At 56.6% G+C, this 24,260-nt stretch carries 21 protein-coding genes and 1 pseudogene; 3 read left to right on the forward strand and 19 right to left on the reverse strand.

What is annotated here, in order from left to right; all coding sequences use genetic code 11:
• Window positions 1-27: 27 nt before the first annotated feature.
• The 5 genes from B0B07_RS06905 to B0B07_RS15575 form a co-directional block, all read right to left on the reverse strand.
• Entirely contained in the window at window positions 28-1,158 is a 1,131-nt protein-coding gene (locus B0B07_RS06905; RefSeq protein ID WP_076757677.1) for a M20/M25/M40 family metallo-hydrolase, read from the reverse strand.
• A 76-nt stretch (window positions 1,159-1,234) separates the two neighbouring features.
• Window positions 1,235-2,782 carry an acyl-CoA carboxylase subunit beta gene (locus tag B0B07_RS06910; protein WP_076757678.1) on the reverse strand — a complete coding sequence of 516 codons (1,548 nt, stop codon included), beginning with the start codon at window positions 2,780-2,782 and terminating at the stop codon, window positions 1,235-1,237.
• An 8-nt stretch (window positions 2,783-2,790) separates the two neighbouring features.
• The gene (mce, locus tag B0B07_RS06915; protein ID WP_076757679.1) at window positions 2,791-3,201 is read right to left on the reverse strand and encodes a methylmalonyl-CoA epimerase; all 411 of its coding nucleotides are present in this window, start codon (window positions 3,199-3,201) and stop codon (window positions 2,791-2,793) included.
• A gap of 58 nt (window positions 3,202-3,259) precedes the next feature.
• Complete coding sequence (locus B0B07_RS15230; RefSeq protein ID WP_159438424.1) at window positions 3,260-3,436, reverse strand: hypothetical protein; 177 nt, start codon at window positions 3,434-3,436, stop codon at window positions 3,260-3,262.
• A gap of 349 nt (window positions 3,437-3,785) precedes the next feature.
• Window positions 3,786-3,914, reverse strand: coding sequence for a DUF3954 domain-containing protein (locus B0B07_RS15575; protein ID WP_144264321.1), 129 nt, complete (start codon window positions 3,912-3,914; stop codon window positions 3,786-3,788).
• Between the two features lie 573 nt (window positions 3,915-4,487).
• Between B0B07_RS15575 and prli42 the strand changes: the two genes are divergently transcribed.
• On the forward strand, window positions 4,488-4,580 hold the full coding sequence (prli42, locus tag B0B07_RS15235) for a stressosome-associated protein Prli42 (RefSeq protein WP_159438425.1): 93 nt from the start codon (window positions 4,488-4,490) through the stop codon (window positions 4,578-4,580).
• 476 nt (window positions 4,581-5,056) lie between these two features.
• Here prli42 and B0B07_RS06930 read toward each other — a convergent pair whose 3' ends face one another.
• The 5 genes from B0B07_RS06930 to B0B07_RS06950 all read right to left on the reverse strand — a co-directional run bounded on the left by B0B07_RS06930 (window position 5,057) and on the right by B0B07_RS06950 (window position 12,070).
• On the reverse strand, window positions 5,057-5,497 hold the full coding sequence (locus tag B0B07_RS06930) for a BrxA/BrxB family bacilliredoxin (protein WP_076757681.1): 441 nt from the start codon (window positions 5,495-5,497) through the stop codon (window positions 5,057-5,059).
• A 71-nt stretch (window positions 5,498-5,568) separates the two neighbouring features.
• Window positions 5,569-6,576: a methylmalonyl Co-A mutase-associated GTPase MeaB gene (gene meaB, locus B0B07_RS06935; RefSeq protein WP_076758363.1), complete on the reverse strand. Its 1,008-nt coding sequence runs from the start codon at window positions 6,574-6,576 to the stop codon at window positions 5,569-5,571.
• A 59-nt stretch (window positions 6,577-6,635) separates the two neighbouring features.
• Entirely contained in the window at window positions 6,636-8,792 is a 2,157-nt protein-coding gene (gene scpA, locus B0B07_RS06940) for a methylmalonyl-CoA mutase (protein WP_076757682.1), read from the reverse strand.
• Complete coding sequence (locus tag B0B07_RS06945) at window positions 8,779-10,473, reverse strand: methylmalonyl-CoA mutase family protein (protein WP_159438426.1); 1,695 nt, start codon at window positions 10,471-10,473, stop codon at window positions 8,779-8,781. Before B0B07_RS06945 ends, scpA begins: the two co-directional genes overlap by 14 nt.
• Window positions 10,474-11,113: 640 nt before the next feature.
• The gene (locus tag B0B07_RS06950; RefSeq protein ID WP_234982291.1) at window positions 11,114-12,070 is read right to left on the reverse strand and encodes a DUF6602 domain-containing protein; all 957 of its coding nucleotides are present in this window, start codon (window positions 12,068-12,070) and stop codon (window positions 11,114-11,116) included.
• A 168-nt stretch (window positions 12,071-12,238) separates the two neighbouring features.
• Between B0B07_RS06950 and B0B07_RS06955 the strand changes: the two are divergent.
• Window positions 12,239-12,445, forward strand: a pseudogene (locus tag B0B07_RS06955) (tyrosine-type recombinase/integrase); the annotation flags it as partial.
• Window positions 12,446-12,610: 165 nt separating this feature from the next.
• Here B0B07_RS06955 and B0B07_RS06960 read toward each other — a convergent pair.
• Genes B0B07_RS06960 through B0B07_RS06985 form a run of 6 tightly spaced genes read right to left on the reverse strand, consistent with a single transcriptional unit; the run spans window position 12,611 to window position 20,589 of the window.
• Complete coding sequence (locus B0B07_RS06960) at window positions 12,611-13,960, reverse strand: dihydrolipoamide acetyltransferase family protein (RefSeq protein ID WP_076757684.1); 1,350 nt, start codon at window positions 13,958-13,960, stop codon at window positions 12,611-12,613.
• Window positions 13,961-13,979: 19 nt separating this feature from the next.
• A complete protein-coding gene (locus B0B07_RS06965) occupies window positions 13,980-14,963 on the reverse strand; it encodes an alpha-ketoacid dehydrogenase subunit beta (RefSeq protein ID WP_076757685.1) in 984 nt (327 codons plus the stop codon).
• On the reverse strand, window positions 14,963-15,970 hold the full coding sequence (locus tag B0B07_RS06970) for a thiamine pyrophosphate-dependent dehydrogenase E1 component subunit alpha (RefSeq protein WP_144264322.1): 1,008 nt from the start codon (window positions 15,968-15,970) through the stop codon (window positions 14,963-14,965). The genes B0B07_RS06965 and B0B07_RS06970 overlap by 1 nt, the downstream gene beginning before the upstream one ends.
• A 17-nt stretch (window positions 15,971-15,987) precedes the next feature.
• Window positions 15,988-17,415, reverse strand: a complete 1,428-nt coding sequence (gene lpdA, locus B0B07_RS06975; protein WP_076757687.1) for a dihydrolipoyl dehydrogenase — start codon at window positions 17,413-17,415, stop codon at window positions 15,988-15,990.
• A gap of 35 nt (window positions 17,416-17,450) precedes the next feature.
• Window positions 17,451-18,548 carry a Leu/Phe/Val dehydrogenase gene (locus B0B07_RS06980; RefSeq protein ID WP_076757688.1) on the reverse strand — a complete coding sequence of 366 codons (1,098 nt, stop codon included), beginning with the start codon at window positions 18,546-18,548 and terminating at the stop codon, window positions 17,451-17,453.
• Between the two features lie 46 nt (window positions 18,549-18,594).
• Window positions 18,595-20,589, reverse strand: coding sequence for a sigma 54-interacting transcriptional regulator (locus B0B07_RS06985; protein ID WP_076757689.1), 1,995 nt, complete (start codon window positions 20,587-20,589; stop codon window positions 18,595-18,597).
• A gap of 131 nt (window positions 20,590-20,720) precedes the next feature.
• Here B0B07_RS06985 and B0B07_RS06990 point away from each other — a divergent pair, with 131 nt between their 5' ends.
• Window positions 20,721-20,972 (forward strand): DUF2627 domain-containing protein, encoded by a 252-nt coding sequence (locus B0B07_RS06990; protein WP_076757690.1) that lies wholly within the window; start codon window positions 20,721-20,723, stop codon window positions 20,970-20,972.
• Window positions 20,973-20,981: 9 nt separating this feature from the next.
• On the opposite strand, the gene B0B07_RS06995 is transcribed toward B0B07_RS06990, so the two are convergent.
• The 3 genes from B0B07_RS06995 to B0B07_RS07005 form a co-directional block, all read right to left on the reverse strand.
• Window positions 20,982-21,698, reverse strand: coding sequence for a glycerophosphodiester phosphodiesterase (locus B0B07_RS06995; RefSeq protein ID WP_076757691.1), 717 nt, complete (start codon window positions 21,696-21,698; stop codon window positions 20,982-20,984).
• 101 nt (window positions 21,699-21,799) lie between these two features.
• Window positions 21,800-22,588 carry a sporulation transcription factor Spo0A gene (gene spo0A / locus B0B07_RS07000; RefSeq protein WP_076757692.1) on the reverse strand — a complete coding sequence of 263 codons (789 nt, stop codon included), beginning with the start codon at window positions 22,586-22,588 and terminating at the stop codon, window positions 21,800-21,802.
• A 225-nt stretch (window positions 22,589-22,813) separates the two neighbouring features.
• Entirely contained in the window at window positions 22,814-23,776 is a 963-nt protein-coding gene (locus B0B07_RS07005; RefSeq protein ID WP_084186598.1) for a SpoIVB peptidase S55 domain-containing protein, read from the reverse strand.
• Window positions 23,777-24,260: the final 484 nt, after the last annotated feature.

Raw genomic sequence — 24,260 nt, forward strand, 5'->3', positions numbered from 1 at the left:
CAGCTCACCCGCTTTTTCCGTCATGCGTTATTCCGATTTCGCGTTTCCGGCTTCCTTGACGATCTCCACGAGCAGGTCGGCAAGTTTTTCAAGCTCCTCCACCGGCATGCGTTCGTTCGTCGTATGGATCTCTTCGTATCCGACCGAGAGCGTGACCGTCGGAATGCCGAAGCCGTTGAAGATGTTCCCGTCGCTTCCGCCGCCGCTCGTCATGAGCTCCGGCTCGCGGCCGATTTTGCGGATGGCGGCCGTCGCGGTTCGGATGACCGGGTCTTCATTTCCGATTGAGAAGCCGGGGTACATGAGGCGGACGTCGGTTTCTGCCGAGCCGCCCATGAGCTGCGCCTGGCGCTCGAATGTGCGGACCATGTGCTCCGTCTGTGCATCGAGCTTGGCTTTGTCGATCGAGCGGGCTTCGGACAGGATCTTCACTTCGTCACAGACGATGTTCGTCGCCCGGCCGCCCTCAAACCGGCCGATGTTCGCCGTCGTCTCCGAATCGATCCGGCCGAGCGACATGTTGGCGATCGCCTTCGCGGCAATCGTGATCGCGGAAACGCCTTTTTCAGGCGCGACCCCGGCATGCGCCGTGCGTCCCTTGATCACCGTTTCGAGCTTCGCCTGGTACGGGGCGGCTGTGACGATGCCGCCGACTTTGCCGTCCGAGTCGACCGCGTAGCCGTAGTCGGCCCGGATGGCGTCCGGTGCCAGCTCGCGTGCGCCGGCAAGCCCGCTTTCTTCGCCCGCCGTGATGATGAACTGGATGTCGCCGTGCGGGATGTTCTCTTCGTTCACCCGGCGCATCATCTCAAACAGCGCGGCGAGCCCCGCCTTGTCATCGGCTCCGAGGATCGTCGTGCCGTCCGAATAAATGTATCCGTCTTCCTTCACCTGCGGGCGGATGCCTTTTCCGGGGACGACCGTATCCATGTGGCAGGTGAAGTAGATCCGGTCCGCGCCGGCGACATTGCCGCCGAGCGTGGCGATGAGGTTGCCCGCCCCGTGTCCGGACCGTGCCGCGGAGTCGTCTTCCGTCACTTCGAACCCGAGCGCCTCCATCTTTTCCTTCAGCACTCCGACGATTTCCTCTTCATGTTTCGTTTCGGAATCAATCCGGACGAGCTCCATGAATTCCTCTACAAGCCTGCTTTGTGCCATGTCCATTCTCCTTTCAGGTTTCAAAACGGCAGGACGCACCGTCGCCGAAAAGCTGCCGGTGCGTCCGTGCCCCGCATCAGAGCGGAATGTTGCCGTGCTTTTTCGCCGGCCGTTCCTCTTTCTTGTTGCGCATCATCTCGAGGGCCTGGATGAGCTTGATCCTCGTCTCGCGCGGGTCGATCACATCGTCGACCATGCCGTGGCTTGCCGCCACATACGGATTGGCGAATTTGTTTTTGTATTCCTCGATCTTGGCCGCACGGGTCGCTTCCGGATTGTCGCTGTTCGCGATCTCTCGGGAGAAGATGACGTTCGCCGCCCCTTCCGGCCCCATGACGGCGATTTCCGCATTCGGCCACGCATACACGATATCCGCACCGATCGACTTCGAGTTGAGGGCGACGTACGCGCCGCCGAACGCCTTGCGCAGGATGACGGTCATTTTCGGCACGGTCGCCTCGGAATAGGCGTACAGGATCTTCGCACCGTGGCGGATGATGCCGCCGTGCTCCTGCTTGATCCCCGGGAAGAAGCCCGTGACGTCCTCGAACGTGATGATCGGGATATTGAACGAATCGCAGAACCGGATGAACCGGGCCGCTTTGTCGGATGAGTCGATGTCCAGGCCGCCCGCCATCACCTTCGGCTGGTTGCAGACGAGGCCGACGACTTCACCCTTGATGCGGGCGAGGCCGACCACGATGTTCTTCGCGAACTCCGACTGCACTTCCATGAACGAATCCGCATCGACGACCTGGTCGATCACCTTGCGGACGTCGTACGGACGGATCGTTTCAAACGGGACGATGTCCGCGAGGTCCGGACGGTCGTCCTTTTCGGAATCTGCCTCGATTCGCGGCGGCATCTCGTTGTTGTTCTGCGGCAGGTAGGACAGGAGCCGGCGCACATCCCGGAGCACGTCCTCTTCGGTCGCCGCGCGGAAATGGGCGTTCCCGCTGATCGCATTATGTACTTTTGATCCGCCGAGGTCCTCGGAGGAGATCTTCTCGCCGGTGACCGTCTCGATGACCTTCGGGCCGGTGATGAACATCTGGCTCGTCTCGTCCGTCATGAAGACGAAGTCGGTGATCGCCGGAGAATACACCGCGCCGCCCGCGCACGGTCCGAGAATAACGGAAATCTGCGGCATGACGCCCGAATAGATCGCATTCCGGTAGAAAATCTCGCCGTACCCGTCAAGCGACACGACGCCTTCCTGGATGCGGGCGCCGCCGGAATCGTTCAGCCCGATGAACGGGGCGCCGTTCTTCGCGGCCATGTCCATGACATTGGCGATTTTCATGGCGTGCATTTCCCCGAGTGCACCGCCGAAAACCGTAAAGTCCTGGGAGAACAGGTAGACCGGGCGGCCGTTCACCTTGCCGTAGCCCGTCACGACGCCGTCCCCGGGCCCCTTGAGCTTGTCCATCCCGAAATCCTGCGTCCGGTGGGTCACGAACGGATTGAGCTCGACGAAGGAACCCTCATCCAGGAGCAGGTCGATCCGCTCCCGGGCAGTGAGCTTTCCTTTCTCGTGCTGCTTTTCGATCCGTTCATCCCCGCCGCCCAGCTCGATTTCACGACGGCGGTCATACAGTTCATTGATCTTTTCATAAATATCCATATCGTCAGTCACTCCCGGTTTCCGGATTTGTCGCAGAGCTCATAAAGAACGCCGAAGGACGATTTCGGATGCATGAAGGCGACCTGCGCACCGCCCGCACCCGGTTTCGGCCCGTCTGACAGCAGCCGGACCCCGTGTTCTTTCAGCTCATCCATTCGTTCCTGGATGCCGGTCACCCCGAAGGCGACATGGTGCACCCCTTCCCCCCGCTTGTCGATGAACTTCGCAACGGTGCTGTCTTCCGACATCGGCTCGAGCAGCTCCAGTTTGATGTTGCCGGCATCAAGGAAAGCCACCTTCAGCCCCTGTGTCGGCACTTCTTCCGTGCCGAGCAGCGGGATGCCGAGCGTTTCCGTGTAATAGGGCAGCGTCTCGCTGATGCTTTTCACCGCAATGCCGATATGATCCACACGTTTCATTTCCTCATGCCCCCTTTTTGTATCCGCCTTCAATTGTACCGCGTTAAAGGAGAAATCTCTATATATTGCGCGAATCATGCACGGGTGGTTGAAGAGACTTGAGCGATTCCACACCTCCATCAATACTGCGTTTTTGGCATTCCACCCCTTCAGCACGCACCAAATACCTGGAACCCTTACTGACCAAGTCATCCAGTATTTCAAAAACCTCTTCACGATTTTTCAAGTGAATCATCGCCTCCCCTCCTTGTATTGTCACTCGTTAGTCCTTACCACGAGATTAATTTTTAATTATTTCGATAACCCAGAATTGCTGTTCCACGATTATCCGAAGTACAATAATGTAACGAATGCCGATTGGGGGTGGAAAAATGGATCTCATTTTATGGATGACTGTTTTGTCAGGTACATGTATCGCGATATTCGCTAACGACAAAAAATGTAAGAAGAAAAAATGTTGAGCTTACTTTACTGGTGGCCTAAGGATCCGGACCCTGTGTTGTAGATTTTAAGCAATACACCTTGTCCCCCCCTACATCCCCATTTAGGGGGCTTTTTTATGCACATAATGCGTCAACTGTTGACTAACCCCTCTCCGTAAAGCCGACCCCCGAACGTGTTGGCCTCCCGGTTCCCCATAAAAGGACCTGCTTCCTGAACCCGGTCGCCGGAGGGGTAACTTTCATTGTCTTGCCGTCCTTGATGATATACACGCCTTCCGACTTCTTCGCTGCTTCCTTCAGCTGTTCCTCACTTACTATTCACGTCTTGCTTGGAGAAACTTCGGCTTCTGTCTCCTTCCACTCCATGAACTCCTCCCGGTAAAGCGCTGAGCAACGGATGATAGTGTTCCCCGGCATCCCGAAGACGCCCCCGTCCTTCATGATCCCACGTTCAACGTAATATCTGCTGGCTCCTGATGAGCTCGAATGATCACCGAAGAAATTCAGCACCTCATCCCATCAATTACCCTGCAGGTTTTAGACATACGCACGTTACCTTCCTGTTCGTGAAAGGAGTCACTGCCCATAATATGGCCAAGTGTTTGGGCAATACCGCGGAGGTGATCCGCAGGGTGTACGGGCATGCTGTAAAAGAACTTGATGAAGAGGCTGTTGACCTGTTTTCGGAGACAGTAAATCTAGGAATTGAAGGAACCGCTGGGGGACTGTTGATCGCAGCGTCCCCACTCTGTGTTATCAGTTGGTTTTCGAACCACTCCCGTTATTGCGCGAACAACGAAAAAATCGTAGAATGAGGGCATCATCAACGAAGGAGACCGGAATGTGAATAAAAAATTCCAGAAAACAATTGTCTACATCATGATCCTTCTCATGGTCCTCTCCATGGTCGTCTTCGGCCTCAGCATGGCGATTTAAACCAAAAGCGGAGGGCGGTGGATCAGGGGCGACAGGCACAAGGCTGGACGCAGAGCGGATCCCGATCCGCGGCGCGGACCGACTTGTGACCCCGAACCTCTACCGCCCGCAGCTGGATGTAACCTAAGGCGGAGGGCGCCCGTTTGGAAGGTAGTGACTCGCAGGTGAAAGGTAGGGATTCGGAAGGAAAAGGTAGGGACTCATCCATGATTGGTAGCGATTCGCCTTCACCCCTATGGCCCACAGCTGGATGAAACCTTAGACGGAGCAGCCAGAAACGGTGAAAGGACCGATTCAGTCTCTGAGAAGGCCGATTCGCCTGCCCAGTAGTCCAATTCGCCCTCCGAGCAGACCGATTCGGAATCCAATTGCACGCACTCGATCAAAAGACGACTGCCTGCATCCCAACCCGCCTCACCCAGACAAAAAAAGGAGAACCGGACGCCGCTTCATGCGGTGCCGGTTCTCCTTTTCTATTAAAGCTCTTCGCAGTTTTCCTCGAACTGGGCCTGAAGGTTGACGACGACCGACATCGGATCGTGGCCTTCGATTTCGTGACGCGGCACTTCGCCGATCACTTTGCCGTCTTTCATGAGGACGAATGCCGGTGACGATGGCAGGTGGTCATCGCCGAAGTGCATGCGTGCCTGTGCCGTCGCTTCCTTGTCCTGGCCGGCAAAGACCGTGACGAGGTGGTCCGGACGCTTGTCATAGTGGACCGCGTGTGCCGCAGCCGGACGCGCGATGCCGCCTGCGCAGCCGCATACGGAGTTGACCATGAAGAGAGTTGTGCCTTCGCGCTTCACTGCTTCTTCGACTTCTTCCGGTGTCTTCAGTTGTTCGTAGCCGGATGCTTCCATCTCGCTCCGTGCCTGACGGATCATATCTTGCATAAACAGGTTCATATCCATGTTCATGATTGCCTACCCCTTTCGGTTCGTTCAATCGAATTTTACCAGTTTGTCCGCGGGACTGCAAAGGACCGGTCTCAGTCGCCGAAGAGGCGGTCCAGTGCCGCTGTGACGGTCAGTTTTCCCCGGAGGATTTCCTCCTCCAGGTCGCCGACCCGTTCTTTTTGGCCGTCTTCCGCAAAGAAGCGCTCGATGAGCCGGTCTTCGATGGCGGCCCGGAACCATTCCTTCAGCTGCCCGTTCCTCCGGGTCTCCCATCCGCCGGACGCTTCCAGCTGCCGGCGGAACTGCCTGATCGTTTCCCAGACATCCTCGAGCCCTTCAGGGATGACGGACGACACCGGCAGCACGGACGTCTGCCATCCGGGCGTCGCCGGCTGCAACATCCGGAGAAACTGCTTGTATTCCCTCGCCGTCCGCTTGGCGGCGAGCACATTGTCGCCGTCCGCCTTATGGACGATGATGCCGTCGGCGAGCTCCATGATCCCCTTTTTCACGCCCTGCAGCTCGTCACCCGCTCCGGTGAGCACGAGAAGGAGGAAGAAGTCCGCCATCCCGCGCACCGCCGTCTCGCTCTGCCCGACCCCGACCGTCTCGATCAGGATGACGTCATAGCCTGCCGCCTCGCACAGCAGCATCGTCTCCCGGGTTTTCCGGTGGACGCCGCCGAGCGTGCCCGATGACGGGGATGGCCGGATGAACGCATTCGGGTGCCTGGCCAGTTCTTCCATCCGCGTCTTGTCGCCGAGGATGCTGCCGCCCGTAACCGTCGAACTCGGGTCGATCGCAAGCACCGCGACTTTGTGTCCGGCTTCGGCGAGCATGAGTCCGAACGACTCGATGAATGTGCTCTTGCCCGCACCCGGCACGCCGGTGATCCCGATCCGGATGCTGTTGCCGGACTCCGGCAGCAGGCCGAGCAGCAGCTCCTGGGCTGCGGCCCGGTCTTCCGGAGCCCGGCTTTCCAGCAGGGTGATTCCCCTGGCGAGCGCCAGTCGGGAACCGTCGCGGATGTCATGGCTCAGTTCTGCGACGGGCACCTGCCGCTTCTTTTTCACAAAACGCCTGCGGGGACCTGCCGCCATTCCGTCATGCGGCGGAACACCGCCGCCGGCAGGCCTCTCCCCACCGCCGAAATGTCCCGTCAATCGGCCGTCGCCTCGTACCCGAGCCGCTCGTAGATCGACTCGATCACTTTCTGGGCGGAGACCGGGATGACGGTGCCCGGTCCGAAGATCGCCGCCACGCCCGCTTCGTATAGGAACTCATAGTCCTTCGCCGGGATGACGCCGCCCGCAAAGACGACAATGTCCTCACGGCCGAGCTTCTTCAGCTCCGCAATCAATTCCGGAACGAGCGTCTTGTGCCCGGCCGCAAGTGAACTGACGCCGACTGCGTGCACGTCGTTTTCAGCCGCCTGAAGCGCGGTTTCTGCAGGCGTCTGGAACAGCGGGCCGATGTCGACGTCAAAGCCGAGGTCCGCAAATGCGGTGGCGACGACTTTCGCACCCCGGTCGTGGCCGTCCTGGCCCATCTTGGCGACCATGACGCGCGGGCGCCGGCCTTCGTTTTCCAGGAACTCATCCGTCATTTCCTTCACTTCACGGATCGCCTCGGAGTCCGAGTAGTTCGTGCTGTACACGCCGCTGATGGAACGGATGACGGCTTTATGCCGGCCGGATGCCTTTTCGATCGCATCGGAGATCTCCCCGATCGAAGCCCGGGCACGGGCCGCGTCCACGGCAAGCGCCAGAAGGTTCCCTTCTCCTCTCCCCGCCGCTTCCGACAGCTTATCAAGTGCCATTCGGGCAGCCGCCTCATCGCGGTCAGCCTTCATTTTCTCGAGCCGCTCGATCTGCTTGCGCCGGACTTCGGTGTTGTCGATGTCGAGGATCTCGATCGGATCTTCCTCGTCCGGACGGTATTTATTCACACCGATGATGGACTCGGCGCCGGAGTCGATTTGTGCCTGGCGCTTCGCCGCAGCTTCCTCGATCTTCATCTTCGGCAAGCCGGTCTCGATCGCCTTCGCCATTCCGCCGAGCTCCTCGATTTCTTCGATGAGCGACCAGGCCTTTTCCATCAGCTCATCCGTCAGCTTCTCCACGTAATAAGACCCGCCCCACGGATCAATGACGTTCGTCATCTGCGTCTCTTCCTGCAGGAACAGCTGCGTGTTGCGGGCGATGCGGGCCGAGAAGTCGGTCGGCAGCGCGATCGCCTCGTCGAGCGCGTTCGTATGGAGCGACTGCGTATGCCCCATCGCCGCCGCATTCGCCTCGATGAGCGTCCGGGTGACGTTGTTGAACGGATCCTGTTCCGTCAGGCTCCAGCCCGATGTCTGCGAATGGGTCCGCAGCGCAAGGGATTTCGGATTTTTCGGATCAAACGACTTCATGAGCTGTGCCCAGATCCGGCGCGCCGCCCGCATTTTCGCCACTTCCATGAAGTAGTTCATGCCGATCGCCCAGAAAAAGCTGAGCCGCGGGGCGAATGAATCGATATCAATTCCCGCAGCTAGGCCGGTCCGCACATATTCAAGTCCGTCGGCGAGCGTATAGGCGAGCTCGATGTCCGCGGTCGCCCCCGCTTCCTGCATATGATAGCCGGAAATCGAGATCGAGTTGAACTTCGGCATGTGGTTCGACGTGTATTCGAAAATGTCCGCAATGATCCGCATCGACATCTCCGGCGGATAAATGTATGTGTTGCGGACCATGTATTCTTTCAGGATGTCATTCTGGATCGTGCCGGACAGCTTTTCCGGAGGGACGCCCTGCTCTTCCGCCGCGACGATGTAAAACGCCATGACGGGGATGACTGCCCCGTTCATCGTCATCGACACCGACATCTGATCAAGCGGGATGCCGTCGAACAGAATCTTCATGTCCTCGACGGAATCGATTGCGACGCCCGCTTTCCCGACGTCGCCGGACACGCGCGGATGATCGGAATCATAGCCGCGGTGGGTCGCCAGGTCGAATGCGACGGACAGCCCCTTCTGGCCCATCGCGAGGTTCCGCCGGTAGAACGCGTTGCTCTCCTCCGCTGTCGAGAAGCCGGCATACTGCCGGACGGTCCACGGGCGGGACACGTACATCGTCGGATACGGCCCGCGCGTGTTCGGCGCGATGCCCGGCAGGTCGAACAGATGGTGGAGCCCGTCCAGATCCTGTTCTGAATACACCGGCTTGATCTGGATTCCTTCATAGGATTCCACAGGTGCTGCGGCCTCCGCTGCCCGGGTCGCTCCCTTTTGCACCGCGGATGGGTCCACCTTCGAAAAATCAGGCTTGTCCATGTTGCGTACCCCCTTTAAGAATCCCTTTCAGCTCTTCCAGCTTGGCGAGGATGTCCTGCCCGCGCCGGTAGAACCCGGACAGCCCGGCTTCCAAGAGCGCAGGCTCGTCCTTAAAGCGTCCGGCCGCATCGAGCCTGAGCCCGTCCGGCTTGTCCCGTAGCAATCCGGCGACCACCGTTTCCTCCTGAGCGGCCGGGGCGCAGACGACCGCATAGCCGACCGCGTTTTCCCGGACATAGTCAAGCGCTTCTTCCGTGCTGTCAAACAGCGGGGACAGCTCGGGGCGGATGCCGCCGACCGCGAGCACGCCCGCCGTGAAGTCGGACACCGGCTTGACGTCTTTGAGTGATCCGAATTGCAGCAGGTGGACGGCCTTCCCCTGGAGTGAGAGCCGCAACTCTTCGAACGGTCCGGCCAGACGAGCGTCCGCTGAGCTTCCGGCCGCAGCCGCCTGAATCGATTCATCCGGATCCGCATACTGGTTCGTCCCGATGAGGGAATCTTTCCGGAGGGCGAGCCGCCGGATGCGCTGTTCCTGGAGGCCGGACAGGAGATCGGCCAATGTCCCGTCGGCCGAAATGGAGTCAAACCCGCCCTTTTCTTCGAATTCAACGAAACGGGCCCAGGCTTTCCGGTAAAGCTCTTCCGTCAGTGCCTCTATGTAATACGAGCCGCCTGCCGGATCGAGCACCCGGTCGGCATGGACTTCTTCCTTTAAAATATGCTGCACGTTCCGGGCAACCCGTTCGGAAAACGCCGTGCCGCCCGTCAGCCGGTCAAACGGCGCCACCGAAATGGCATCCGCACCGCCGACTGATGCCGAGAACGCCCCGTTCGCGGAACGGAGCAGGTTGACGTACGGATCCGCCAGCGTGTAGGTCCGGAGCGAGGTGCATGCGATGACCGGCACGGCGGGCGGCTCTTCCACCCCGTATGCGCTTGCAAAAGATCTGAACATGAGCCGGAATGCCCGCAGTTTCGCCACTTCGGTGAAGAAATGTGTATCCACTGCGAACGAGAAAAACAGACGGTCCGCCATGGCCGTGAAGTCGTCTTCCCCTGCAGCGATGCCCGCCGCCTTAGAAAACGCAACGGCAAGCTCGGTCACGGCATCCGCTCCCTGCAGCTGCTCGTCCAGCGTGCTTACGCCGATTGTCCGGAGTGCCGGGAACAGCCGCGACAGATCTGCCGACCGCTCGACGTCCGCATAGCCGATAACGAGATGGCGGCGTCCCTCATCGACCGCGCCGAATACACCAAGGAACGGATCGTCAGGGGCGCATCGGACATAGACCGGCCACTCGGTGATCAGTCCGGCCAATTCCTTCAGGATCGGCTTGTCCCCTTCAGCTGTCCACCCGCCCGTATAGACGACTGCGCCGTTGCCCCGGCTGATCGACTCCTTCGTCCGCTCAAGGAATGCAGCGGGATCCTCAGAGAATGTTTCCTGAAGGATGGTCCAGTCCGGCCCTTTTATCCCCTCCCGGATGGCAGAAATGCGCTCTTCCGTTCCGACAGAAAGATCTTCCGCCGTGTATAGCGGCTTCAGTGTAATCCCTTCGGGTGTTTCGGTCTCGAGCGCTGCAAGCGGTTTCCCTTTCAGCGAAGCTTCGGCCGTCTCCCGCCATTCCTCTAGGGACGACGAATCAAACGATGTGTCTTTCATCTCTTGGATGGTCATCTGCTTCCCCCCGATTCGAATTTTTCCTATATTCATTTTACCGGAGATTTCAGCAGCTTGAAAGTTGAAACACGAAAACAGGCGAATCCGGTTCTACCCGGAGATAGAATTGGATCGCCTTACTTCATGCCGCCCATAGAAATCACTCTACTAATAATGAATGACATCCTTTTTCTAGTAACAGTTTTAAATTTCATTAAAGGTGCTAGTAATGACAACGAAACATCAATTTCGGGTACGGATAAGAAACTATTGGCGAAGCTTTAGACGTCAAAAAATAACATCTCCCTTTACCAATTCAATTCTTTTAAGCTAACTTTTCTAAACTCTTAATCATTTTACTAGATATGTAATGTTAATGGTTTAGATTTCCAAAAATTTGTCTTATTCTAAGCTCTTTGAATAAAATTAAACTTTACAAAAAGCATAAATTAAGTCTAAACCAACGATTAATTTAACAAGAAATTCTTAAACTAACCGGTCCCCGATACTTTAAGTGCAGCCTCTTACAATCGTCTCTATCCTTTAAGATAAATATTTTATTTTCTTCAAGGATTTTATTCCATTAAATGGACCTAAAATGAAAAATAAGCGCTTATCCTTGTTCCCGGATAGCGCCCTTAATGGAAATTTTTATGAATTAAGTAAAAGCAATAGACCATTCGCTCCATGGCACACCATTTTTTAACTGTCCAGAAAAAATAGGCTTTAGAACTTCATTAGAGAAAACATCACTTGTATTCCATAATCTCATGCTTCCGTGACCTGAACCACCTATATTTACTAATCTATAGTAATCTGATAACCCTCTTATCCCTGGATACTCCCATCCAATTTTTTCGAAAAGGGATGAAAGCATTGCACCAATTGGTGTAAATTCATTAATCTGATTTTCTATTTCATATGAGTGCAGAATATATGATGTAGTAGTTGATCCATCTCGTCCATAAATTTTCTGGAGTTCAGAAGACCTAGATACATAAGGTGGGCCTATATAAACCATTTTACTTGCTCTCCAAACTGCTAGATCTGATACGCAAATAATATCAAGCATTTCCCTAGGATGAGTCACACTTCCCTTATCAGACTCCCAGAGATTCCTTTCAATATTTTCAAGAGGTTTAGATCCAGACAAAGTCCATGAATGTGAATGCGCAAGTAAACCATAAATAATCGAACTATTCAATTCTTTATAAGGAGAACCTTTTCTCTCGGGGAGTAATTGTCTAATTCTAGAAGAATTTTGAATAGCTTCTTTTATATGATTAGATTTTAATGTAACTTTACACTCAAAGGCTGCAATAATACCTCCAGCTAAGTAAAGCTTTTTATCAAGAAGCTTTTTTGGGTATTCTGGTTTTAATATAAGAATATCTATTTGAGGGCTTGCTTTACCTTCGTGACTTAAAATCCTCCCTTTTGTCACTATTTGAAAGTTTGGAGGTAACCAATCTCTGAATAAAGTTGCCCAATTCTCTTCACCTTGATCACCTGCAGTCCCGGGATCTTCAGTAGCACGTTTTTGTATACGTTGATATTCTTCATTCATTTCCCTTGTAGCCGACAGCATAAATTCAAATAAGTCATTGGATTTCAATAATATACCTCCTTAAAACTAATACAACAAGTCATCAACTATCTTCCTTTTTTATTTAGGATATTAGCTTTTTCTCATATTTTTCTGGGCTTCTCATACGTCCTTTTATTTTAACACTATTCTGATTGCGTAACATATGTTTCACCAACCAGCCACTTCGTTATGGTCCTTAACAAGCATATTACTCCTCATTCGTTCAGACATACACATGCTTCACTATTAATCGAAGCAAATGTAAACATGAAAGTAATTTCGCATAGATTGGGGCACTCATCCGTTTCTACGACCGATGAAATATATGGACACCTAACACGAGGACTAGAAAAAAAGGCCTCTCAAAAATTCAGTGAATTAATGAGAGACCTCCATATTTAGAGTGATTTTTTCGGCGCTTATGACCAATAAAATGACCACGGTATGAAGAGAAGTGCTCTAACCCTTGGTATATCAAGGGCTTAGAGTTTTCCTTACATCATGCCGCCCATGCCATCAGCTAAAACTATCTTCAATCGTAATTCGTGAATAATCCTATTCAATCAATCAGTAAACCGAAGTATTCTCCGCCGTAATATTCTCCAGGATCTCCTTCACCCGCGCCAGGAAGTTTCCTGCAACGAGGCCGTCGAGCACGCGGTGGTCAAGCGACAGGCAGAGGTTGACCATGTCGCGGACGGCGATCATGCCGCCGTCCATGACGACCGGCCGCTTGACGATCGATTCCACCTGCAGGATGGCTGCCTGTGGGTAGTTGATGATGCCCATCGACTGGACGGATCCGAACGAGCCGGTGTTGTTGACGGTGAATGTGCCGCCCTGCATTTCATCGGACTTCAGCTTGCCGGAGCGGACTTTCGACGCGAGTTCGTTCACTTCGCGTGCGATGCCCTTGACTGTCTTTTCGTCGGCGTCTTTGATGACCGGGACGAAGAGGGCGTCTTCCGTTGCGACGGCGATCGAGATGTTGATCGCCTTCTTCTGGATGATCTTGTCGCCTGCCCACATCGAGTTCATCATCGGGAATTCCTTCAGTGCCTGTGCGACCGCCTTCACGAAGAAGGCGAAGTACGTCAGGTTGAAGCCTTCCTTCTTCTTGAAGTCGGCTTTGAGCGAATCCCGGTAGCTGACGAGGTTTGTCACGTCGACTTCGACCATCGTCCACGCATGCGGCGCTTCATGCTTCGAGCGCAGCATGTTGTTCGCGATCGCGCGGCGCACGCCGGTCACCGGAATCTCGATGTCGCCTGCTGCGGTCTCGACACCTGCTGCAGGACGCTCCGCCGGTTTGGATGAAGCGGCAGGCTGGGACGCAGCCGGTTGTGAAGGGGCAGGTGCCGCTTCTTTCGCCGGTTCTGCAGCCGGGCGGCTGCCTTCTGTCGGAATGTTGCCGGATTCAATCAGGCTCAGCAGGTCTTTCCGCGTGATGCGGCCGCCTTTGCCGGATCCTTCCACCTGGGACAGGTCGATCCCGTGTTCCTGCGAAAGCCGGAGAACGGCAGGCGAATAGCGTCCGCCCGCCTGTTTCTGCGGAGCCGGTGAACTGTTGGTGCCTCTCGTGCCGGACAGGTTATCCGGTTTATCGGAACCGGCGGCCGGCATTTCGTTCGCCGGCTCATCAGCTGCCGGAGCCGCTTCGGTCTCCGTTCCGGCGTCTTCCGTCTCGATCGTGCAGACCGGTGCGCCGACTTCAAGCGTCTCGCCTTCCCCTGCGAGCAATTCCTTGATCGTTCCGGAGAATGACGAAGGAATTTCCGCCGTTACCTTGTCTGTGTTCACTTCTGCGAGCGCATCGTATTTTTCAACGGTGTCGCCCGGCTTTACGAGCCATCGCTCGATTGTGCCCTCTGTTACGGATTCTCCGAGCTGGGGCATTTTAATCTGTTCGGTCGCCAATGGTAACCCTCCGTCCGATTTAGAATTCGGCAAGCTCCCGCATTGCCTTTTCCACTTTATCCGGGTTGATCATGAAATACTTCTCCATGGTCGGCGCGTAAGGCATCGCCGGTACATCCGGTCCCGCCAGCCGCTGGATCGGTGCATCCAGATCGAACAGGCATTCTTCGCCGATGATCGCCGCCACTTCGCTCATGATGCTGCCTTCTTTGTTGTCTTCCGTGACGAGCAGGACCTTCCCTGTCTTGGACGCCGCTTCGACGATCGCTTCGCGGTCAAGCGGGTACACCGTCCGAAGGTCGAGGATATGTGCTGAGATGCCGTCTTCCGCCAGGCGTTCTGCTGCCTGAAGGGCAAAGTGGACGGCCAGGCCATACGTGATGACGGTGATGTCGTCGCCCTCGCGCTTGACGTCCGCCTTGCCGATCGGCAGGGTGTAATCTTCGGCCGGCACGTCGCCCTTGATCAGGCGGTAGGCACGTTTGTGTTCAAAGAACAGGACCGGATCCTCGTCGCGGATGGCCGCCTTCAGCAGGCCCTTTGCGTCATACGGGGTGGACGGGATGACAATCTTCAGCCCCGGCTGGTTCGCGAAGACCGCCTCGACCGACTGAGAGTGGTAAAGCGCACCGTGGACGCCGCCGCCGAACGGTGCACGCACGACGAGCGGGCAGCTCCAGTCATTGTTCGAGCGGTAGCGCACGCGCGCCGCTTCGGAGATGATCTGGTTGACCGCCGGCATGATGAAGTCGGCGAACTGCATTTCTGCAATCGGGCGCATGCCGTACATGGCCGCTCCGATGGCGACCCCAGCAATGGCAGACTCGGCCAGCGGCGCGTCAATCACACGCTCTTCGCCGAACTTGTCGTAAAGCCCCTGGGTCGCCTTGAAGACACCGCCTTTTTTGCCGACGTCTTCGCCGAGGATGAAGACGTTTTCGTCTCGCTCCATCTCTTCCTTCATCGCGAGTGTGATGGCATCGATATAGGACATGACCGGCATCACTCGTCTCCCCCTTTCTCCGCGTACACATACTTCAGTGCGTCCTCCGGCTGCGCATAAGGAGCCGCTTCCGCATAGTCGGTCGCTTCGTTGACGATTTTCTTCACTTTCTCTTCAAGCGCTTTTTCCGACTCTTCGTCGAGGACGCCCGTTTCCTTCAGATATGCGGCGAATCTTGGAATCGGATCTTTCTCGCGTTCCGCCTTCAAGTCTTCTTCCGACCGGTACGCACGGTGATCGTCATCGGACGAGTGGGCGGTCAGGCGGTAGCAGATCGTTTCGATGAGCGACGGGCCTTCCCCGCTGCGTGCGCGGTCCGCCGCTTCTTTCATCACTTTGTACACTTCAAGCGGATCGGTTCCGTCCACGGTGACGCCCGGCATGCCGTAGCCGATCGCGCGGTCCGATACGTTTTCACAGGCAAGCTGCTTCTCGACCGGCACGGAAATGGCATATTTGTTGTTCTCGACCATGATGATCGTCGGCAGCTTATGGACACCTGCAAAGTTCGCGCCCTCATGGAAATCCCCCTGGTTGGAGGAGCCTTCCCCGAGCGTCACGAACGTAATGAAGTCTTGCTTCTGGATCTTCGCTGCGAGCGCCACGCCCACCGCATGCGGCAGCTGGGTCGTGACGGGAGAGGAACCGGAGAGGATCCGGTTCTTTTTCTGCCCGAAGTGGCCCGGCATCTGGCGACCGCCCGAGTTCGGGTCTTCCGCTTTCGCGAATGCGCTCAGCATGAGCTCTTTCGGCGTCATGCCGAAATGGAGCACGACGCCCATGTCGCGGTAATACGGGGCGATATAGTCTTTGTCTTTATCGAGCGCATAAGCCGCGCCGACCTGTGCCGCTTCCTGGCCCTGGCAGGAGATGACGAACGGGATCTTCCCCGAACGGTTGAGCAGCCACATCCGCTCATCGAGGCGGCGTGCCGTCAGCATCGTCTCGTACATTTGCAGGACGTCCCCGTTGGACAGCCCCAGCTCTTCATGACGGTTGTTGGTCACTTGATTTTCCCCCTTCATCACATATGGATCGCTTTGCCGTCGACGGCCAGTGTAGCCTCACCCATCACTTCGCTGAGCGTCGGGTGCGGGTGGACGAGCGAAGCGATTTCCCAAGGTGTTGCATCGAGGACTTTGGCAAGGCCCGCCTCGGAGATCATGTCGGTCACATGCGGCCCGATCATATGGACGCCGAGCAGGTCGTCGGTGTCTTTGTCGGCGATGACTTTGACGAATCCTTCCGATTCGCCGTGGACAAGCGCCTTGCCGATCGCCTTGAACGGGAATTTGCCGATTTTCACATCACGTCCCCGTTCCTTCGCCTCTGCTTCCGTCAGGCCGACGGATGCGGCTTCCGGACTGGAATAGATGCAGCGCGGCACGAATTCCGCATCGACATGGCCTGCAGGCTCGCCGGCGATATGTTCGACCGCGGCGATGCCTTCATGCGAAGCGACATGCGCCAGCTGGAGTCCGCCGATGACGTCGCCGATCGCATAAATATGGGATTCCTTCGTCTGGTACGTATTTTTCACCTTGATGAAGCCCCGCTCGAGTTCGATGTCGGTGTTTTCCAGGCCGATCCCTTCGGTGTTCGCCTGGCGGCCGACACTTACGAGAATCTTTTCCGCCCGGAATTGTTCCTGGCCGCTGCCGGTTTCCGCCGAGATGGAAACGGGTCCGTCTCCCTTGTCGAGTGTGTCCGGCAGGACTTTGGCGGAAGTGAAAATCTTGACGCCGCGTTTTTTCAGCAGCTTCTCCATTTCCTTGGAAATGTCCGCATCTTCCGTCGGGAGGATCCGGTCGGCATATTCGACGACCGTCGTCTCGACGCCGAAGTCATTGAGCATGGACGCCCATTCGATGCCGATGACGCCGCCGCCGATGATGATGATCGACTTCGGCAGGCTTTCCATGCCGAGTGCCTCGTCGGAGGTCAGCACATGCTCGCCGTCGATTTCCAGTCCCGGCAGCGTGCGCGGCCGGGAGCCGGTCGCCACGATGACATTGTTCGGGATGAGCATTTCATTTTCATCGCCATTCTCGTATTCGACGGAAATGGTCCCCGGCATCGGGGAGAAGATCGAAGGGCCGAGAATGCGCCCCGTGCCTTCAAAGACATCGATCTTCCCTTTTTTCATGAGACCCTGGACGCCTTTGTGAAGACCGGATACGATCGAATCCTTCCGGCTCTGGACCTTTCCGAAATCAAGCGTTACATCGCCCGTCGAAACACCGAAATTATCGGCGTCGTGTTTTGCGAGACGGTACACTTCCGCGCTGCGCAAAAGGGCTTTGGACGGAATGCAGCCCCTGTGGAGGCAGGTGCCGCCGAGCTTTCCTTTTTCAACGATCGCGGTCTTCAGGCCGAGCTGTGCGGAACGGATCGCCGCCACATATCCGCCGGTTCCTCCGCCGAGGATGACGACATCATATTCAACTGCCATTGGTTAGACTCCTTTCGTAACAGGGACGGACAGGATCAGCGGTTCGACAGGCTGTCCTTGCCGTTCCGGAGAAACTGGCTACGCGACTTCGCCACGTTGGCGATGCGCTCTTCTGCCAGGCGGTCTGCCGCTGCATAAGTCGGGATTCCGTCGCGTTTGGAGATTTCGATGACCTTTTCGATCGTGTCATAGATTTTCTCGACTTTGTTCATCGCGCGTTCCTCGTTGTAGCCGTCCAGCTCATCCGCGACGTTGATGACGCCGCCTGCGTTGATGATGTAGTCCGGTGCATAGACGATGCCCATTTCGTGGATGCGGTCGCCGTGCTCCGTCGTCTTCAGCTGGTTGTTCGCCGAACCGGCGATGACCTTCACCTTGAACTGAGGGATCGTTTCGTCGTTGATTGAGGCACCGAGTGCACACGGTGCATAGATATCCGCCTCGACACCGTAGATGTCGTTGATGCCGACCGCTTCCGCACCGAACTCCTCGACGGCACGCTGAACCGCCTGTTCATTGATGTCGGTGACGATGAGTTTGGCACCTTCCTCGTGGAGGTAGCGGCAGAGGGCAAATGCCACATTCCCGACACCCTGGACGGCCACCGTGCGGCCTTCAAGCGAGTCCGTGCCGAATGCTTCCTTCGCAGCCGCCTTCATCCCGCGGTATACGCCGTAGGCCGTGACAGGGGACGGGTTGCCCGACGAGCCGGACGTCGTCGGGGAAACACCCGTGACGAAATCGGTTTCGAGATGGATGAGGTCCATGTCGGCTTCTGTCGTGCCCACATCTTCAGCCGTGATGTAGCGGCCATTGAGCCCCTGGACAAACCGGCCAAACGCACGGAACAGCTCTTCGCTCTTGTCTTTCTTCGGATCGCCGATGATGACGGTCTTCCCGCCGCCGAGGTTCAGCCCGGCAGCCGCGTTTTTGTACGTCATGCCGCGTGCGAGGCGCAGGGCGTCTTCGACCGCTTCCTCTTCGGAAGCATAGGTCCACATGCGGGCGCCGCCGAGCGCTGGCCCGAGCGTCGTGTCATGGATGGCGATGATCGCCTTGAGTCCCGATGTTTCATCCTGGCAGAAGACCACTTGCTCGTAATCGTGTTCACCCATGTATTTAAACAGTTCCATCATCGTTCTCCTCCTTTTATGTACAGGCAGACCGCCTGTTCTCCGCTTAAAGCAGATTGTGTTTCTCCAGTTTATAGTACAGCGCCCGGACGGAAATGCCGAGTTTCTTGGCCGCTTCCGATTTGTTCCCCCCGCCGGATGTAAGCGCTTCCTTGAGAATGGATTTTTCGTGGGCATCCAGCTGCTCTGCGAGCGTTCCGGATGCCCCCTCGCCTTCCGCACGGAATACGGCGGCCAGTTCGGGCCGGCCGAGGATCCTGTCCGCCGGCTGCATGAAGATCAGGGCGCGGCTGATCACGTTTTCCAGTTCCCTGACATTCCCCGGCCACTCGTGCTGCATGAGGAGGCCGGCCGCTTCAGCGCTGATCTCCTCCACCGCCCTGTCGAGGTCCCGGTTCAGGCGCGGGAGCAGTTTCTCGGCGAGCAGCGGGATATCCTCCCTGCGGTTCCGCAGTGGCGGGATATGGACCGGCATCCGGTTCAGCCTGTGGAACAGGTCTTCCCGGAAACGGCCTTCCTTCATCAGCTTTTCCAGATTGGTGTTTGTGGCCGCGATGACCCGCGCCGTGACCGGGAAGGGTCTGCTGCCCCCGATGCGGTGGATCTCTTTTTCCTCCAGCGCCCGGATGAGACCGGCCTGGACCGCAGCCGGAAGCTCCCCGATCTCATCAAGGAACAGGGTGCCGCCTTCCGCCTCTTCGAACAGGCCGGGCGTTTCCGCGCCGTCCTCGCCGAACAGCTCGCGTTCCAGCCGGTCTCCGGGAAGTGCCGCACAGTTCACGCGGATGAATTTGCCGCCTTCCGATTCATTGTGGATGGCCTGGGCGAACACTTCCTTGCCCGTCCCCGACTCCCCGCGGAGGAGGATCGGCACGTTCATGGACGAAGCGAGCCTGGCCTGCTGAATCGCCAGCTTCATCTCCGGGGATTCCCCGGCAATGTCGTCAAAGGTGTAGCGGGTTTCCAGCGACCGGATCAGCCGTCTCGCCTGATCGAGCTCCTCGGAAAGCGACCGGATCTCCGTCAGGTCATGGATGATCCCGACGCTTCCCTTCAATCTGTCCCCGACGAGGACCGGGGCGACATTGACGACCACCTGCCTGCGGGAAGGACCGACCCGCATTCTTACGCCACGGATCGGCTTTCCGCTCTCCAGCACTTTCATGTGGATACTCTCACCCTCGGTGATGTCCACGGTCGCCGGTTTTCCGATGACATCCTCTTCATGCAGGCCGGTAAGGCGTGTATAGGCGGGATTCACAAGAATTCCGCGTCCTTCTTCATCCACGACCGAAATCGCATCATCGCTCGACTGGATGATTGCGGTGAGCATCGACTGGATCTCCCGCAGGTTGGTGATCTCCTCTGCAAGTTCAAGGATGCCGGTCACGTCCCGGAAAACGGCAAATGCCCCGGTCCGCCTGCCGCTGCTGTCCTGGAGCGGGCGCCTGGACGTGAGGACCCGGACGCCGTTTGCCAAAGTCAGCTCCCGGTTCAGTTCGGGCATGCCGGTTTCGGCGACCCGCAGCAGTCCGCTGTCCGGGATCACTTCCTCGATCCGGCGGCCGATCGCTTCTGCCGCGGGAAAACCGGTGATCAGGCTGGCGCTCCGGTTGAAGAACAGGACGGTTCCGGCTGTGTCGATCCCGATCATGCCTTCATCGAGCGAGTTGAAGATCATCCGGTTGCGGAACGATTCCGTCTGAAGCTGCCGGATATACTGCCCGTTCTCCTCCAGCAGGCTGACGAGGAGGCGGGCGATCGTCCCGGGGATGACGACGGCGTGGGCGGGTCGCGACTTCACGAGTTCGCCGAACACGCCCTGCTCCCCGGTCACATCAAAGATCAGATGCAGGTCATGGGCAAGAAAGCCCTTCCAATCCTCACCGGTCGGGATCCCGTTCTCCCTGGCAAGGCCGAGGCCCGGCGCTTCAGGATTCGGGTCCACCATGCCGGTCACCCGCATGTAGTCCAGATGGAGCATCAGTTTCAGTATGGCGGTACCGCCAGCTCCGGCACCGACGATAAGCACATTCTGCAAAATCGTTCAGGCCCTTCGTATGATTTATGCAAAGCATTGCAATACCACTCTCATCATACCCGATGGCGCCTTTCTTGACAATCCTCACATTGCATCGGAAAATGAGAACGATAGAAAAAGGGGAGATCAGCATGCAGCGGCTTGCCGCTTTTATCGTTCTGCTCATTCCCGGTATCGGCGCCGCGTGGGGAATCAAACTGATGCGGGATTCCTTCTTTGGAATCCGGTTCGGCCTGTTCCCGTGGGTGTGGCTGCAGTTTCTGGCGGGCCTTGCCCTGCTGATCATCTGCATCGGCTTCTTCGCTGGGTTCCTGCTGAGGCGGGACCAGAGAAAAGGCAAGATACCGGAAGACCGGTTCAAACGCAAAAAAGAGGGTTCCTGACGCTTTCCGTCAGGAACCCTTTTTCATTGCCTTGTGGACCTGCTCCGGATAGTCGGTGATCCACCCGCTTACAAATGGCTCGGGACGCGCGATGAACGGTTCGGTCCCGTCCACGCCGTACACCCTGGCCACTTTCCCGCTGCGTCCGATCGCCTCCAGATAGCGGCCGGACCAGAGCCGTTTATGAATATGGAACGCATCTGCCGAACTGTACTCCGACAGGTTGTCCCAGTTTGACTTCTTTGTTGCGATAAGTGCGGTTTCCATTGCCGGGTCCAGCCATTTGGCCTTGACGAGCAGCGGGTAATGGAACGAAGACAGGTGGACGTTGCCGAGCTTCCGGCACAGGCCGATTACTTCCCCGAGTGCCTCGGGGCGCTCGAGAAATGTTTCTTTCACTTCGATGTTGAATGCGATCCCCGGCCTCTCCGATGCCCAGGAGACGAGTTCCCGGAGCGTCATCAGCCGCTCCCCGAACAGCCGCTTCCATCTGTTTTTCCCGAGCCGGACCCGGATCGCCTCCTCCGCGGTCAGCTCGGTGATGAACTTTCGCATGCCGGTGACGCGGTACAGATCGGCGTCATGGACGATGACCGGCACGCCGTCGCTCGTCAGCTGCACGTCGGTCTCGATCCCGTCCGCCCCGAGACGGACCGCTTCTTCAAATGCATGCCGGGTATTTTCGAATGCAGACCCGGATGCCCCCCTGTGGGCAAAAACTCTCATCTATATACAACCGTCCTTCCGGGCGAAGAATTACGCCTTACCGGCTGTATACCCGCCGGTCGGAGCGTGCTAACCGGCCGGCCGTGCAGCGAACAGACCCTTTACGCCGTCATGAACTCCAGGCGCAGCCGGTCGGATACCATCGCGATGAACTCCGAATTCGTCGGCTTGCTCTTCATATGGTGAACCGTATACCCGAACATTTTCGAGATGACTTCGTAGTTGCCCCGGTTCCACGCGACCTCGATTGCATGGCGGATCGCCCGCTCGACGCGGGAAGGGGTCGTGGAGAATTTCTCGGCTATCTCCGGATAAAGCACTTTCGTCACCGAACCGAGCAGGTCGACGTCGTTGTACACCATCGTGATGGCCTCGCGCAAAAATGCATAACCCTTGATGTGCGCGGGCACGCCGATTTCCTTGATGATCGCCGTGACGGCCGTGTCGATCGCTTTTTTGCTGACGGTCTGCTGCCTGCCGGAATCCAGTACGGACGTCGGCTGTTTCACCGTCCGTCCGCCCTTCATCTGGAGGATCTGGTGGACGAGCCGTTCAAATTCGAACGGCTTGAGGATGAAGTAGGAAGCTCCGAGTTCTGCAGCCTGTTTCATGATTTCTTCTTGTCCGAACGCTGTCAGCATGATGATGTCCATATTTTCCGCACGGCCGTCGGCCCGCAGTTCCTCGAGCACCCCGATTCCGTCCAGATGCGGCATGATGATGTCGAGAAGGAGGACATCCGGCGACTGTTCTTCCAGCATCGACAGGCAGAGTTTGCCGTTTGCGGCCGTCCCGGTCACTTCGATTTCAGGGTGGTTTTCGAAATATTGCAGCATGGTTTTTACCAATTCACGGTTATCATCAGCGATCGCGACCTTAATTTTATCCAATTTACTGTTCCCCCTTTTTGGTGAAGACCCATCCCAGGCACTTACCCGTGTAATTCGACATTGGCGGACTCTCCCCTTCACGCCGTCATAAATTGAGACCTTTGAAGGACGTTTTTGACACAATCCGACGAAATTCCACAATTCGCTTCTGCGATGTTACACCTTCATTATAATGAAATATCAGGAAAAGACCATACCTAATCCGGTATGGTCGACAAGATCTTTTTACGGTTTTTTCTTTGTCATTTCCTCGACGGGAAGACCTGCACCCTTTGTCGGCTCTTCGACGAACATATGAGTGACAACGCCTGCAAACTTCCCGTCCTGCACGATCGGACTTCCGCTCATCCCCTGCAGGATCCCGCCCGTTTTTTTGATCAGTTTGGTGTCTGTCACGGTGAACCGGAACGCGTTGCCTGCCGTGGAAGTGATCCGGATGCTGTACTTGCCGATTTCCACTCCCTCGACGGTCGTGAGAATCTCCGCATCACCTTCCCGGATTTCGTCCGGCCGCATAACACCGAGCGGTTCCGGGAATGCTCCTGTTAATGATGATGTCCATTTGCCGAAAATCCCGTATACATCATTGTTCCGGATGTCTCCGAGCAATTTGGCGCCGGCTTCGACCGAAGAAATTTTATACCCTGGAGCGCCCGGTTCGCTTTTCTTGATCTGTTCGATTTCCGCCAGGTGGATCGATCCGCCTTCAAATGGAGGCGGGCCATCCAGTGCACGGTCGATGATCTGATGGCCGAGTGCACCATATTCTCCGGTCTGCGGGTCGATATACGAGAGGGTGCCGACACCTTCCGTTCTTTCTCTAATGAAGGCCGGCAGGTTCTCGAGTTCTTTTTTGTCCGCCTGGACGACGACGGATTCTCCCATCCGCTCCACGGTCAATTCCGCTTCGGCCCCGTCCTTCAGACCGCCGGCAATTTTGATCAGGCCGGCCGTCCCGGTGACTTGCGTTCCGTCAAGCGATTCTACAAAATCGCCTGCCCTGAGCCAATTTCCGCTCCCGACCATCACATCATCGGTCACCATCACCCTGCCCAGGTCAAGATGGATCCCGATCGAGTGCCCCATCGGTATGAGCGTTTTCGGTACCGCAGCCAGTGCGGCTGCTGACGGAAGCATCAAAAACAAAAGGAGGACCGGCAACAACAGTTTCCGGCTAATCCATCGCATGTTTCACCTCCTATTTACCGTCGTACCGTTATGATGCTCGCGGCCGCTTCTGTTATGTCCGGTACTTTTAAGCAGGTTCGTCAATCGCTGTCCAATCAGCTGCGAACCCGCGTGCCTACCCGATATACCACCCGATTGCGATATTTTTGCGGAGGGATGAACGGCCGGAAATCGGATTGGATAAACGCAAAAACACGGCCAGGGAAAACTGTCCGTAAGTCTGCAAGAAAGTTGACGCATGGAACGCGATTTGCGATATGGATCGGGAAATTGAGATATGGCTCCCCGATTTACAATATGGGAGGGGAAATTGAGATATGGACCTCCGATTTTCAATATGGGATGCAAATTTGAGACATGGACCTCCGATTTGCGATATGGAACGTGATTTTGAAATATGGACCTCCGATTTTCAATATGGAACGCTAATTTGAAATATGGCCCTTCGATTTGCAATATGGAACGTGAATTTGAAATATGGACC

The organism is Edaphobacillus lindanitolerans (assembly GCF_900156305.1).
Classification (GTDB): Bacteria; Bacillota; Bacilli; order Bacillales_A; family Planococcaceae; genus Bhargavaea; species Bhargavaea lindanitolerans.